Origin of the sequence: Pseudomonas sp. JAI120, assembly GCF_014207255.1 — a bacterium.
Classification (GTDB): domain Bacteria; phylum Pseudomonadota; class Gammaproteobacteria; order Pseudomonadales; family Pseudomonadaceae; genus Aquipseudomonas.
In genome coordinates this window covers 1,024,454-1,037,667 of sequence record NZ_JACHCZ010000001.1, presented here as the reverse complement: position 1 = coordinate 1,037,667, position 13,214 = coordinate 1,024,454, and the positions used below count along the sequence as shown (strand labels likewise).

Genomic DNA, 13,214 nt, shown 5'->3' with positions numbered 1-13,214 from the left:
TTCAGCCTGATCTGTTCATTTCTGTTCGCTCCTGAACATCACGTTTCACCCATTTCCTTGTGGATCAAGCACCTGCCGTTTTTGGCACGAAACTCGCTCTGACGAATGGCCAGATTCATTCCAATAATAAAAAGGTCGTGTCATGTCATTGACCCTGGAACATGTCTCCCGTGTCGTCGAAGGTCAAACCTGGATCGACGACGCCAACCTGCGCTTCGAAGCCGGTTCCTTCAACGTCTTGCTTGGCCGCACCCTGTCCGGCAAGACCAGCCTGATGCGCCTGATGGCGGGCCTGGATAAGCCCGACAGCGGCCGCATCCTGATGAACGGCGTGGACGTCACCCAAAAGCCGGTGCGTCTGCGCAACGTGTCGATGGTGTATCAGCAGTTCATTAACTACCCGACCATGACCGTGTTCGAAAACATCGCCTCGCCGTTGCGCCAGGCCGGTGTGTCCAACGAGCTGATCCAGAGCAAAGTGCTGGAAACCGCAAAGATGCTGCGCATCGAGAAATTCCTGCAGCGCCACCCGTTGGAGTTGTCCGGTGGCCAGCAGCAACGCACGGCCATGGCCCGCGCGTTGGTGAAGGATGCCGAGCTGATCCTGTTCGACGAGCCGCTGGTGAACCTGGACTACAAACTGCGCGAAGAGCTGCGTCAGGAAATGCGCGAGTTGTTCAAGGCGCGGCATACCATTGCCATCTACGCCACCACCGAGCCCAACGAGGCCCTGGCCCTGGGCGGCACCACCACCATTCTTCACGAAGGCCGGGTGATCCAGAGTGGCAAGGCCGCCGAGGTCTATCACCAGCCACAGACCGTGTTGGCCGCCGAGCTGTTTTCCGAGCCGCCGATCAACCTGATGCCGGGGCGTATCAGCGGTAACGAGGTGAGCTTCGCCAATTTCGTGCACTTCCCGCTGAACGTCGACCTGCGCCCCATCGGCGAAGGCGAATTCCGCTTCGGCGTGCGCCCCAGCCATATCAGCCTGGTGCCGAGCAACGACGACGACTTGGAGCTGGCGGTGACCGTGGAAGTCGCCGAGATCAGCGGCTCGGAAACCTTCCTGCACGTGCGCAGCGAGCATTTCCTGCTGGTGCTGCACCTGCCGGGGGTGCATGAGTACGACGTCGACGCGCCGATCCGCGTGTATATCCCCACCCATAAACTGTTTGTGTTCGATGGCCAGGGCCGTTTGGTCCAGGCCCCCGGGCGCCGCGTTGCGAGGGTTGCCTGATGGCCGAGATCCATTTGCAGAACCTGGCGCACAGCTACAGTCCTACGCCGAGCGGTCCTGAGGACTACGCCATTCGGGAAATGAACCACGTGTGGGAGCAGGGCGGTGCCTACGCCTTGCTAGGGCCGTCGGGCTGCGGCAAGTCGACTTTGCTCAATATCATCTCCGGCCTGCTCAGCCCGTCCGAAGGGCAGGTGCTGTTCGATAGCAAAGTGGTGAATGACCTCTCCCCGGAAAAACGCAACATCGCCCAGGTGTTCCAGTTCCCGGTGGTGTACGACACCATGACCGTGTTCGATAACCTGGCCTTTCCTCTGCGGAACCAGGGCATGGCCGAGGCGAAAATTCACAGCAAGGTGCAGGAGATTGCCGAAGTCCTCGACCTGCAAACCCTGCTGAGCAAAAAAGCCCGCAACCTCACGGCCGATGAAAAACAGAAAGTCTCCATGGGCCGTGGCCTGGTACGTGACGACGTGTCGGCCATCCTCTTCGACGAACCGCTGACGGTGATCGACCCGCACCTGAAATGGAAGCTGCGGCGCAAGCTCAAGCAGATACATGAGCAGTTCAATATCACCATGGTCTACGTCACCCATGACCAGCTTGAGGCCTCGACCTTCGCCGACAAGATCGCGGTGATGTACGGCGGGCAGATCGTGCAGTTCGGCACCCCCCGTGAGTTGTTCGAGCGGCCGAGCCACACCTTTGTCGGCTATTTCATCGGCAGCCCGGGGATGAATCTGATCGAGGTGCAGGCCGAGGCCGGTGGTGTGCGGTTTGCCGGTACTCACCTGCCGTTGTCCGAGACTATGCAACAACGCATTGCCAGCACCGACTACACGAAGCTGCAGGTGGGCATTCGCCCGGAATTTATCCACGTCTGGGACGAGTACAACCCTGACGCCCTGCAAGCCGATGTCACTCACCTCGAAGACCTCGGCACCTACAAGATCATGACCCTCAACCTCGACGGCGCCCCGCTGAAGATACGCCTGGCCGAAGACAAACCGGTGCCGGAGGGCAAGGCCTGTATCAGCTTCCCCGCGCAGTGGCTGATGGTGTATGCCGACGACTACCTGCTGGAGGTGCTGCCATGAACAAGGTGCAGAACAACAAGGCCTGGTGGCTGGTGTTGCCGGTGTTCCTGCTGGTGGCGTTCAGTGCGGTGATCCCGATGATGACCGTGGTCAACTATTCGGTGCAGGACATCTTCGATCAGTCCAGCCGCTACTTTGTCGGCACCGACTGGTACAAACAGGTGCTGCTCGACCCGCGCCTGCATGACTCGCTGCTGCGCCAGTTCATCTATTCGGCCTGCGTGCTGCTGATCGAAATCCCCCTGGGCATCGCCATCGCCCTGACCATGCCGACCAAGGGCCGCTGGTCGTCGCTGGTGCTGATCATCCTGGCCATTCCGCTGCTGATTCCGTGGAACGTGGTGGGCACTATCTGGCAGATCTTCGGCCGCGCCGATATCGGCCTGCTGGGCTACAGCCTCAACGCCCTGGGGATCAGCTACAACTACGCGGCCAACACCATGGACGCCTGGGTCACGGTGCTGGTGATGGACGTGTGGCACTGGACCTCACTGGTGGCGCTGCTGTGCTACTCCGGGCTGCGGGCCATCCCGGATGTGTACTACCAGGCGGCGCGTATCGATCGGGCCTCGGCGTGGGCGGTGTTCCGACATATCCAGTTGCCGAAGATGAAAAGCGTGCTGCTGATCGCGGTGATGCTGCGCTTCATGGACAGTTTCATGATCTACACCGAGCCCTTCGTCCTCACGGGCGGCGGGCCTGGTAACGCCACGACGTTCCTCAGTCAGACGCTGACCCAGATGGCCGTAGGCCAATTCGACCTGGGCCCGGCGGCAGCGTTTTCCCTGGTGTATTTCCTGATCATCCTGTTGGTGTCCTGGCTGTTCTACACCGCCATGACCCACTCCGACGCCAACCGCTGAGGCCGCCAACATGAGCAAGCGCAAGGTTATTCCGCTGCTGATCTACATCCTGTTCCTGCTGGTGCCGATCTACTGGCTGCTGAACATGTCCTTCAAGAGCAACACCGAAATCCTCGGCGGGCTGACCCTGTTTCCGCAGGATTTCACCCTGGCCAACTACAAGGTGATCTTCACCGACCCGAGCTGGTACACCGGTTATCTCAACTCGCTGTACTACGTGAGCTTGAACACGGTGATTTCCCTGAGTGTGGCGTTGCCGGCAGCCTATGCCTTCTCGCGCTATCGTTTCCTGGGCGACAAGCACCTGTTCTTCTGGCTGCTGACCAACCGCATGGCGCCCCCAGCGGTGTTCCTGCTGCCGTTTTTCCAGCTGTATTCGTCCATCGGCCTGTTCGACACGCACATCGCTGTGGCCTTGGCCCACTGCCTGTTCAACGTGCCACTGGCGGTGTGGATCCTGGAGGGCTTCATGTCCGGAGTGCCCAAGGAAATTGACGAAACTGCCTACATCGACGGCTATAGTTTTCCCAAGTTCTTCGTGAAGATTTTTATCCCGTTGATCGGCTCCGGTATCGGTGTGACCGCGTTTTTCTGCTTCATGTTTTCCTGGGTCGAGCTTCTGCTGGCGCGCACCCTGACCTCGGTTAACGCCAAGCCCATCGCGGCGGTGATGACGCGCACGGTGTCGGCGTCGGGTATCGATTGGGGCGTGCTGGCAGCGGCGGGGGTGTTGACCATCCTGCCCGGCATGCTGGTGATCTGGTTTGTTCGCAACCACGTGGCCAAGGGCTTTGCCCTGGGCCGGGTCTGAGGAGTCGATGATGGAATGGATGGCCTGGACCACCCCCACTGCACTGTTCTTTGGCGGCATTGCCCTGATTCTGGCGGGCATGACCACCTGGGAGCTGCGCTCGCCGAGCATCCCGCGGCGCGGCGTCCTGCCGATCAGCACCACCCGTGGTGATCGCTTGTTTATCGGTCTTCTCGGCAGCGCCTACCTGCATTTGCTGGTGATCGGCGTTACCGACTGGAGCATCTGGGTAGCGTCCGCGCTCTCCCTGGTATGGCTGTTGAGTGTGATGCGTTGGGGCTAGTGCCCTTATGAATAAACAACCAGGAGGTCTCTATGTTGAATAAGAACAATAAGCTGCGACATAGCATTTCATTGGCCGCCGTACTGGCCCTCAGCGGTTTGAGCGCCACGGCCTGGGCCGATGCGTACGAAGATGCCGCGAAAAAATGGATCGGCAGCGAATTCAAGCCGTCGACCCTCACGGCCGACCAGCAGCTTGAGGAGTTGAAGTGGTTTATCAAGGCTTCGGAACCGTTTCGTGGGATGAAGATCAATGTGGTGTCGGAAACCCTCACCACCCACGAGTACGAATCCAAGGTGCTGGCCAAGGCCTTCAGTGAAATCACCGGCATCAAGCTGACCCACGACCTGCTGCAGGAAGGCGACGTGGTGGAGAAGCTGCAAACCCAGATGCAGTCCGACAAGAATATCTATGACGGCTGGGTCAACGATTCCGACTTGATCGGTACGCACTTTCGCTATGGCAAGACCGAATCCATCACCGACCTGATGGCCAACGAAGGCAAGGCCTTCACCTCGCCAACCCTGGATATCAAGGACTTCATCGGTATCTCCTTCACTACCGCGCCGGACGGCAAGATCTACCAACTGCCCGACCAGCAATTTGCCAACCTCTACTGGTTCCGCGCCGACTGGTTCGAGCGTCCGGAGCTGAAAGCCAAGTTCAAGGAAAAATACGGCTATGAGCTCGGCGTGCCGGTGAACTGGTCGGCCTATGAAGACATCGCCAAATTCTTCAGTGAAGACGTCAAGGAAATCGACGGCAAGCGCGTCTACGGGCACATGGACTACGGCAAGAAAGACCCATCCCTGGGCTGGCGCTTTACCGATGCCTGGTTCTCCATGGCCGGTGGCGGCGACAAAGGCCTGCCCAACGGCTTGCCGGTGGACGAGTGGGGCATCCGCGTGGAGGACTGCCACCCGGTGGGCTCCAGCGTCACCCGTGGCGGCGACACCAACGGCCCGGCCGCTGTGTTCGCCACGCAGAAATACGTGGACTGGATGAAAGCCTACGCGCCACCGGAAGCGGCGGGCATGACCTTCTCCGAATCCGGCCCGGTGCCGTCCCAGGGCAACATCGCCCAGCAGATCTTCTGGTACACCGCGTTTACCGCTGACATGGTCAAGCCGGGCCTGCCGGTGGTGAATGCCGACGGTACGCCGAAATGGCGCATGGCACCGTCGCCCGTCGGGCCTTATTGGGAAAAGGGCATGAAGAAGGGGTATCAGGACGTGGGTTCCTGGACCTTCCTCAAGTCGACGCCGGAGAAGCAGAAACTCGCCGCTTGGTTGTACGCGCAGTTCGTGACCTCGAAAACCGTGTCGCTGAAGAAAACCATCGTCGGCCTGACGCCGATTCGTGAGTCCGATATCAACTCACAGGCCATGACCGACATGGCGCCGAAACTCGGTGGCCTGGTGGAGTTCTACCGCAGCCCGGCCCGGACCGAGTGGTCGCCGACCGGTACCAACGTGCCGGACTACCCACGCCTGGCGCAACTGTGGTGGAGCAACATCGCCGCCGCCGCCAGCGGCGAGAAAACCCCGCAACAGGCCCTCGACAACCTGGCCAAGGAGCAGGACGCGATCATGACGCGCCTGGAACGCTCCAAGGTGCAGCCGGTATGTGGCCCGAAAATGAACCCCGAGCGTGACGCGCAATACTGGTTCGACCAGCCGGGCGCGCCGAAACCGAAACTGGCCAACGAGAAACCGAAAGGCGAAACCGTGGCCTACGGCGACCTGCTCAAGCAGTGGGAGGCAGCGCGTAAGTAAACGTGCCCGGGCATGAAACACAAAACGGCACCCAGGTGCCGTTTTGTTTTGGCGCAAACATGAAGGCGCAGTTCTGTGACCGATGACGCGGGTTGGTCAGGCAATCCTGAGTATGGGCAGCTTAGTCTCGTGGCGGCCTTAGAGCCGACCGGAGTTGGGTCTGGTGTACGGGGTTAAAAATGTGGGAGGGGGCTTGCCCCCGATAGCGGTGAGTCAGTCAACCCAAGTATCACTGACCCACCCTCATCGGGGGCGAGCCCCCTCCCACATTTGGATCTCCATATATCAGATGGACCTCGGTCTGCTTCTGCTCTGTTTTTCCTCTGGCTTTTGATCTTGATCTCAGGCGCCCCGTTAACCACGCTGGCCGAACGCAGGCTTGAATCCGTGGGTAACCCGGCAGGACGCCGGGTTAGCCGTCCTGGGCCATGGATGGCCCATGACGGCGGCCCACGGATTCAAGCCTTCGTTCGGGCATACCGAGCCTAGGCGAGGTACCGAGTGGTGGGGCAAGAGCCCTTTGGTTACTTTGGGGCTTTTCCAAAGTGACCCGCCGTAAGGGCGGAACCCATAGCGGCCGTTACCGCAGCAACGGATATGTACGCACCCAAACCCCAAAAAGCGGTCGGCCCGAAGGCCGCCACGGAACCAAGCTCCCTCACCACAAAGAGATTTCTCAGCCCGAAAGACAGACTCGCTAGCCAGCGCTGCAACAACCCCCCTGTTCCGTAAACCACCGCTGATCCTTCAGCAACAAGGCTCCAGGACTGCCAGGCCTGTCACCCACCGGTCATAAACCAGACGGAAGGCACCTAAGTCGCCTCAAGTTGCGAGTTACAGCGCAGATAACAACTATGTCACTTACATCCGCAACAACGTTCAAGGATCGAACTCATGCCCCAGCGCCATTCCAGCAGCATGCCTCTTCCCGTTTATCCACGTTTTCGCTGGTTCGCTTTGATCCCGGTCGTGCCTGCCGTTTTGTGGATACTCGTGCAATCAACTTCGCCTGCCAATCTGTTGGCCTGCGCGGTACTGGTGCTGATCGGCCTCGGTGCCTGTGCCTGGAGCGCGGCTTCGCAGCGCAACGCCATGCTGCGGGCGATTGCGCGGGCGCAGGCGGATCAGTCAGATGCAGACGCGGCGCACAACGGCATGGCCTCTCGTGCACAGCTTGATGAGGTGTTGCTCGGCGCCATGCCCATCTGGGCCAAGCAGGTGGAAAGCTCACGCCATCAGACCGAAGAAGCGATTGTGAGCCTGGCCAACCGTTTCACCGGGATCGCCACGCGATTGCAGGAAACGGTACAAGCCTCGCAGCACGCAGCCGGCGAACTGGATGGGCAGGCCGCCGACGGCGCACTTGAGGTGCTGGCACGCAGTGACAGCGAGTTGAGCCAGGTAATCAACTCGCTCAAGGCCACTCAGACCAGCCGTGACCAAACCCTGGCCCAGGTCCGCAGCCTTACCGCCTACACCGGCGAACTGCGCACCATGGCCGCTGATGTGGCGGCGATTGCCGCACAAACCAACCTGCTGGCCCTCAACGCAGCCATCGAGGCGGCGCGTGCCGGTGAGGCCGGTCGCGGCTTTGCGGTGGTGGCCGACGCGGTGCGCAGCCTGTCGAGCAAATCCAGTGAAACCGGCCAGCAGATGTCGGCCAAGGTCGACATCATCAATAACGCCATTACGCAATTGGTCCAGGCCGCGTCCAGCAGTGCCGACCAGGACAGCCATTCGGTGGCCGAGTCCGAAAACAGTATTCAAGTGGTGCTCGCACGCTTCCAGAACATTACCGGGCGCCTGGCCGAATCCGCCGACCTGCTCAAGCAGGAAAGCTACGGGATCCGGGATGAGATGACCGAGGTGCTGGTCAACCTGCAATTCCAGGACCGGGTCAGCCAGATCCTCAGCCACGTGCGAGACAACATGCACGCCCTGCATGAGCACCTCCTGCAGGCCAGCCAGGCCCCGGACCAGCCGGTGGCCGTCGACGCCCGCCAATGGCTGGCGCGCATGGAAGCCACCTACGCCACCGACGAGCAGCGGCGCCTCCATCATGGAGAGGCGGCCGTACAGCAGAATTCTCAAGACATCACCTTCTTTTAGGAGCACATCATGGCGAAGAATGTATTAGTGGTCGACGACTCCAGCAGCGTGCGGCAAGTGGTCGGCATAGCCTTGAAAAGCGCCGGTTACGACGTCATCGAGGCCAGCGACGGCAAGGATGCCCTGGGCAAGCTGACCGGGCAGAAAGTGCACCTGATCATCAGCGACGTGAACATGCCCAACATGGACGGCATCACCTTCGTCAAGGAGGTCAAGAAGCTGGCCAACTACAAGTTCACCCCGATCATCATGCTGACCACCGAGTCCCAGGAGTCGAAGAAGGCCGAGGGCCAGGCCGCCGGCGCCAAGGCCTGGGTGGTCAAGCCGTTCCAGCCTGCGCAGATGTTGGCAGCCGTGTCTAAACTGATCCTGCCCTGATCCCCGGCGCCAGGGAGGCTCCCATGCCGATAACCACTGAAACAGTCGACGACACTGCGCGCGTGCGCATTGACGGCGAGCTTACGATCTACACCGTAGCGGAACTGGCGGCTGCGCTGCTGCCGCAGATGGGCGCGGCGCCACGCCTGGAGCTGGACCTGTCAGAGGTCACGGAAATGGATGGCGCCGGCCTGCAGTTGCTCGCGGTCATCCGGCGTGAAGCCGGCATCGCCGGTACCGCCTTGAGCGTGACCGGCCAGAGCCAGGTAGTCATGCAGGCGCTCCAACTGTGTCGCAGCGCGGCCTCATAGTCAGCGCCCCCACGTTTTTTGATCGACAAGGAAAGTCACGGTGAGCATCAATCTCGATCAGGCACAGCAGACATTCATCTTAGAGGCTCGCGAGCTGTTGCAGGCCATGGAGCAATCCCTGCTGCAATTGGAAAGCGAGCCCGGCGACCAGGATGCCATCGGCGCGATTTTCCGCGCCGCGCACACCATCAAGGGTTCGGCGGGCCTTTTCGGTCTGGCGTCGATCGTGGGGTTCACGCATATCGTCGAAGACGTGCTTGACCGCCTGCGCGAAGGCAATGTGGCGGTGGACGCCGCATTGATCGCGCTGCTGCTCAAGTGCGGCGACCACATGCTCGAACTGGTCGAAGTAGTCGCCAACCGCGGTGAGGTGCCGACGCCTGCCGCTTTGGAGCGCGGTGAGGCATTGCGCGAGGCGCTGAGTGCCTATCAGCCGATGCGAACCGCCACTGCCAGTGTCGAAACCGCTGAGGTGGCCGACGACGCGGCGGTCGAAGTGCTCTGGCACATCTCCCTGCGCTTCGGCGTGGACGTATTTCGTAATGGCATGGACCCCCTGTCATTTCTGCGCTACCTCGAGACCTTGGGGCAGATGATGCAGGTCACCACCCTGACCGACAGCATCCCGCCCATGGACAGTTGGGACCCGGAAAGCTGCTACCTGGGTTTTGAGATCGACCTGCGCTCGACGGCCAGCCACGCCACCCTCAACGAAGTGTTCGACTTTGTGCGTGACGACTGTGAAGTGCACATCAGTGCCGTCGACGAAGCGCCCGCCAGCAAGGCGGCCATCGCTGGCGACCCGGTCACGCAGGCCGAGCCAGGCCTGGTGACGGCCGCACCGCAGCGGCCGGCAGCCGGCGAGGCGAAAACCCGCGACGGCAATTACGTGCGCGTCAACGCCGACAAGCTCGACGAGTTGATCAATCTGGTTGGCGAGCTGGTCATCGCCAGCGCCGGCGCGAGCCTGTTGGCCCGATCCTGTAACAACGACCCCTTGCAAGAGGCCTCCTCGACGGTGTCGGGTCTGGTGGAAGAGATCCTCGATGGCGCCCTGCATTTGCGCATGATCCCCATCGGCGACACGTTCAACCGCTTCCGCCGCGTGGTGCGCGATATCAGCCAGGAGCTGGGCAAGGACATCGAACTGATCATCAGCGGCGCGGAAACCGAACTGGACAAGACCGTGGTCGAGAAGATCGGCGACCCGCTGATGCACCTGTTGCGCAACGCCATGGACCACGGTATCGAAAGCGCCGATGCGCGGCGTGCGGCCGGCAAGTCGGCCAAGGGCCACCTGAGCCTCAATGCCTACCACGACTCGGGGAGCATCGTCATCGAGATCGCCGACGACGGCGCCGGGCTCAACCGCGAACGCATCCTGCAAAAGGCCCAGGAACGCGGGCTGGTGGCCAGCGGTGCGGTGCTCACCGACCAGGAGATCTACAACCTGATCTTCGAAGCGGGGTTCTCCACCGCCGAGGCGGTGACCAACCTGTCCGGGCGCGGCGTCGGCATGGACGTGGTCAAGCGCAATATCACCCTGTTGCGCGGCACCGTCGACCTCGACAGCCGCCCCGGCCAGGGCACCGTGGTGCGCATTCGCTTGCCGCTGACCCTGGCGATCATCAATGGGTTCCTGGTCGGCATCGACCAATCCACCTACGTGATTCCCCTGGACATGGTCCAGGAATGTATCGAGCTGGATGAACACCAGCGCCAGTCCAGCCGCGACACGGGCTATCTGGACCTGCGTGGCGAGGTGTTGCCGCTGGTGCACCTGCGTGACCACTTCAGCCATGAAGGCCCCGTTGCCCGACGCCAGAATGTGGTGGTGGTGCGCTACGCCGAGCATAAGGCCGGGCTGGTGGTGGATGACCTGCTCGGTGAGTTTCAGACCGTGATCAAACCCTTGGGCAAGTTGTTCGGCGCACTGCGCGGCATCAGCGGCTCGACCATATTGGGCAGCGGCGCGGTGGCCCTGATCCTGGATGTACCGGCACTGCTCAACCAAATCGTACAACTGGAAGCCCGCACGACCCAGGCGCCTCAGTCGCTACCGGTCGTCGCCCGCTGACGTATCTGCAATTCCATGGAGGTTCCCCGATGAAATGGTTCTACGATCTTAAAATTTCCACCAAGTTGATCAGCTCGTTCCTGGTGGTCCTGGCGCTCACCGGGGCCATGGGCGGCTTCGCCATCCTTCAGCTCGGTGCCGTCAACCAGGCCGCCCAGGACATCAAGGGCAACTGGATGCCCTCCATGCGCGCGGCGGCAGGCATGCGTTTTTTTGCCGCCAACTACCGCTTGAAAGAAAACAACCACATCGGTACCGAGATTGCCGAGGAGAAGGCCCAGGCCGAACGCGAAGCCAGCGATGCGCGCCAACAGTTCGAAACCCGCATGGGCACCTACGAGCAATTGCTCTCGAACGATGAAGATCGGCAGCTCCTGGCCAGCGTGAAAAGCGCTTGGGACGCCTACCTGGCATCCAGCAAGCAGTTGCTCGAGTTGTCCCGGCAGAACCAGGAAGCCCAGGCGCGCGGTTTGCTCAGGGGAGAGTCCAGGAGCCATTTTGATGAGGTGACCACTCGCCTGCAGAAAATGGTCGAGATCAATGATGCTGGCGCCACTGCCGCCGGTGACAAGGGCTCGGCGCTGTACGAAAGCTCACGCGTGTCGATCATTGCAGTACTGGGCGCGGCCCTGTTGATCGGCCTGGGCCTGGCGGTATTCATTGCGCGGATCATTTCCCGCCCGCTGCGCCAAGCCGCGAGCGCCGCCGAGCAATTGGCCGAAGGCAACCTCAACGCGCACATCGAGCCCGGTGGGAAAGATGAAACCGGCATGGTGCTCAACGCCATGCGCAACATGGTCGGCAAGCTGGCGCATATCATCGGCGAAGTGCGTAACGCCGCCGATAACCTGGCCAGCGCCTCCGAGGAGGTCAGCGCCACCGCGCAATCGATGAGCCAGGCCACCAGTGAACAGGCCGCCAGCGTCGAGGAAACCAGTGCGTCGGTCGAGCAGATGAGCGCCAGCATCAACCAGAACACCGAAAACGCCAAGGTCACCGATGGCATGGCCAGCAAGGCCGCCAAGGAAGCCACCGAGGGCGGCGAATCGGTCCAGCAGACGGTGGTGGCGATGAAGAAAATCGCCCAGCGCATCAGCATCATCGATGACATCGCCTACCAGACCAATCTGCTCGCACTCAATGCCGCTATCGAGGCCGCTCGGGCCGGCGAGCACGGCAAGGGGTTCGCCGTGGTAGCCGCCGAAGTGCGCAAGCTGGCTGAACGCAGCCAGGTAGCCGCCCAGGAAATCGGTGAACTGTCCTCCAGCAGCGTGGACATGGCCGAGAAAGCCGGCAAGTTGCTCGACGAAATGGTGCCTTCCATCAACAAGACGTCCGACCTTGTGCAGGAAATCAGCGCCGCGTCCGAGGAACAGGCCGCCGGTGTCGCGCAGATCAACACCGCGATGACGCAGCTCAACCAGGTCACCCAGCAAAATGCCTCGAGCAGCGAGGAATTGGCGGCCACGGCCGAAGAAATGAGCAGCCAGGCCGAGCAACTGCAACAGGCCATGAGCTTCTTCGTGCTGGATTCAGCGCCCAGGGTCGCGGTTCAAAGCAGCGGCGTGGACAGCCCGGGCAGCAAGCCCAACCGTCAGGCGCCACGCCCAAAAACACCGGCGCAGCGCAAGGCGTTCGCCTACACCATGGCCAGTGCCCCGGACGAAGCGGATTTCACCCGCTTCTGATCCCACGATCAATACGGGCCTACTAGGGAGAGTGACATGGGCGCAGTAATGACGACTCGGCAGACCGCGGTGGCGGTAGATGAGGATGCGCAGTACCTGACCTTCATGCTCGGCGGCGAAATGTTCGCCATCGGCATTCTGGGGATCAAGGAAATTATTGAATACGGCAGCCTGACCGTGGTGCCGATGATGCCGGCTTTTGTGCGCGGGGTGATCAACCTGCGCGGCGCGGTGGTGCCGGTGGTCGACCTGTCGGCGCGCTTTGGGCGGGCCAACTCGGCGATCACGCGGCGCTCCTGCGTGATCATCATCGAGGCGAGTACCGAGGATGGGCAGCCCCAGGACATCGGGCTGCTGGTTGATACGGTGTCTGCCGTGCGGGAGATCCCGGCCACGCAGATCGAACCGCCACCCAACTTCGGCGCGCGAATTCGCGCTGATTTCATCAGCGGCATGGCCAAGGTCGACGGCAAGTTCGTGATCGTGCTGGAGGTGGACAAGGTGCTGTCCATCGATGAGATGTCCAGTCTCGCCGAGGCCGGCCAGGCGCCGGCCCTCGACTTCGACCCGCGTTGAGACCCGACC

12 protein-coding genes are annotated in these 13,214 nt (G+C 61.4%); all 12 read left to right on the top strand.

All coding sequences use genetic code 11. From position 1 onward, the window contains the following. The first annotated feature begins 142 nt into the window (after positions 1-142). The 12 genes from HDC32_RS04745 (at position 143) to HDC32_RS04690 (ending at position 13,205) form a co-directional block, all read left to right on the top strand. Positions 143-1,237, top strand: coding sequence for an ABC transporter ATP-binding protein (locus HDC32_RS04745; RefSeq protein ID WP_090402916.1), 1,095 nt, complete (start codon positions 143-145; stop codon positions 1,235-1,237). Then, positions 1,237-2,334 (top strand): ABC transporter ATP-binding protein, encoded by a 1,098-nt coding sequence (locus HDC32_RS04740; protein ID WP_131698015.1) that lies wholly within the window; start codon positions 1,237-1,239, stop codon positions 2,332-2,334. The genes HDC32_RS04745 and HDC32_RS04740 overlap by 1 nt, the downstream gene beginning before the upstream one ends. Beyond that, positions 2,331-3,197: a carbohydrate ABC transporter permease gene (locus HDC32_RS04735; protein ID WP_131698014.1), complete on the top strand. Its 867-nt coding sequence runs from the start codon at positions 2,331-2,333 to the stop codon at positions 3,195-3,197. The genes HDC32_RS04740 and HDC32_RS04735 overlap by 4 nt, the downstream gene beginning before the upstream one ends. 10 nt (positions 3,198-3,207) lie before the next feature. Next, on the top strand, positions 3,208-4,008 hold the full coding sequence (locus HDC32_RS04730) for a carbohydrate ABC transporter permease (RefSeq protein ID WP_003174634.1): 801 nt from the start codon (positions 3,208-3,210) through the stop codon (positions 4,006-4,008). Positions 4,009-4,018: 10 nt separating this feature from the next. Next, positions 4,019-4,291 (top strand): DUF2160 domain-containing protein, encoded by a 273-nt coding sequence (locus tag HDC32_RS04725; RefSeq protein WP_027607297.1) that lies wholly within the window; start codon positions 4,019-4,021, stop codon positions 4,289-4,291. A gap of 32 nt (positions 4,292-4,323) precedes the next feature. Continuing rightward, on the top strand, positions 4,324-6,066 hold the full coding sequence (locus tag HDC32_RS04720) for an ABC transporter substrate-binding protein (RefSeq protein ID WP_131698013.1): 1,743 nt from the start codon (positions 4,324-4,326) through the stop codon (positions 6,064-6,066). Between the two features lie 894 nt (positions 6,067-6,960). After that, the gene (locus HDC32_RS04715; RefSeq protein WP_145338430.1) at positions 6,961-8,175 is read left to right on the top strand and encodes a methyl-accepting chemotaxis protein; all 1,215 of its coding nucleotides are present in this window, start codon (positions 6,961-6,963) and stop codon (positions 8,173-8,175) included. 9 nt (positions 8,176-8,184) lie between these two features. Next, positions 8,185-8,553 carry a response regulator gene (locus HDC32_RS04710; protein ID WP_065873103.1) on the top strand — a complete coding sequence of 123 codons (369 nt, stop codon included), beginning with the start codon at positions 8,185-8,187 and terminating at the stop codon, positions 8,551-8,553. Between the two features lie 23 nt (positions 8,554-8,576). Next, a complete protein-coding gene (locus HDC32_RS04705) occupies positions 8,577-8,864 on the top strand; it encodes a lipid asymmetry maintenance protein MlaB (protein WP_131699863.1) in 288 nt (95 codons plus the stop codon). A gap of 40 nt (positions 8,865-8,904) precedes the next feature. Continuing rightward, positions 8,905-10,941, top strand: a complete 2,037-nt coding sequence (locus HDC32_RS04700) for a chemotaxis protein CheA (RefSeq protein WP_184742732.1) — start codon at positions 8,905-8,907, stop codon at positions 10,939-10,941. A gap of 29 nt (positions 10,942-10,970) precedes the next feature. Continuing rightward, entirely contained in the window at positions 10,971-12,629 is a 1,659-nt protein-coding gene (locus tag HDC32_RS04695) for a methyl-accepting chemotaxis protein (protein ID WP_131699865.1), read from the top strand. Between the two features lie 36 nt (positions 12,630-12,665). After that, positions 12,666-13,205, top strand: a complete 540-nt coding sequence (locus HDC32_RS04690; protein WP_131699866.1) for a chemotaxis protein CheW — start codon at positions 12,666-12,668, stop codon at positions 13,203-13,205. The last annotated feature ends 9 nt before the right edge of the window (positions 13,206-13,214 follow it).

What these genes read in the sequence shown, in the direction of transcription:
- HDC32_RS04745 (WP_090402916.1), top strand. Translation starts at nt 143, where the DNA reads ATGTCATTGACCCTGGAACATGTCTCCCGTGTCGTCGAAGGTCAAACC.
- HDC32_RS04740 (WP_131698015.1), top strand. Translation starts at nt 1,237, where the DNA reads ATGGCCGAGATCCATTTGCAGAACCTGGCGCACAGCTACAGTCCTACG.
- HDC32_RS04735 (WP_131698014.1), top strand. Translation starts at nt 2,331, where the DNA reads ATGAACAAGGTGCAGAACAACAAGGCCTGGTGGCTGGTGTTGCCGGTG.
- HDC32_RS04730 (WP_003174634.1), top strand. Translation starts at nt 3,208, where the DNA reads ATGAGCAAGCGCAAGGTTATTCCGCTGCTGATCTACATCCTGTTCCTG.
- HDC32_RS04725 (WP_027607297.1), top strand. Translation starts at nt 4,019, where the DNA reads ATGGAATGGATGGCCTGGACCACCCCCACTGCACTGTTCTTTGGCGGC.
- HDC32_RS04720 (WP_131698013.1), top strand. Translation starts at nt 4,324, where the DNA reads ATGTTGAATAAGAACAATAAGCTGCGACATAGCATTTCATTGGCCGCC.
- HDC32_RS04715 (WP_145338430.1), top strand. Translation starts at nt 6,961, where the DNA reads ATGCCCCAGCGCCATTCCAGCAGCATGCCTCTTCCCGTTTATCCACGT.
- HDC32_RS04710 (WP_065873103.1), top strand. Translation starts at nt 8,185, where the DNA reads ATGGCGAAGAATGTATTAGTGGTCGACGACTCCAGCAGCGTGCGGCAA.
- HDC32_RS04705 (WP_131699863.1), top strand. Translation starts at nt 8,577, where the DNA reads ATGCCGATAACCACTGAAACAGTCGACGACACTGCGCGCGTGCGCATT.
- HDC32_RS04695 (WP_131699865.1), top strand. Translation starts at nt 10,971, where the DNA reads ATGAAATGGTTCTACGATCTTAAAATTTCCACCAAGTTGATCAGCTCG.
- HDC32_RS04690 (WP_131699866.1), top strand. Translation starts at nt 12,666, where the DNA reads ATGGGCGCAGTAATGACGACTCGGCAGACCGCGGTGGCGGTAGATGAG.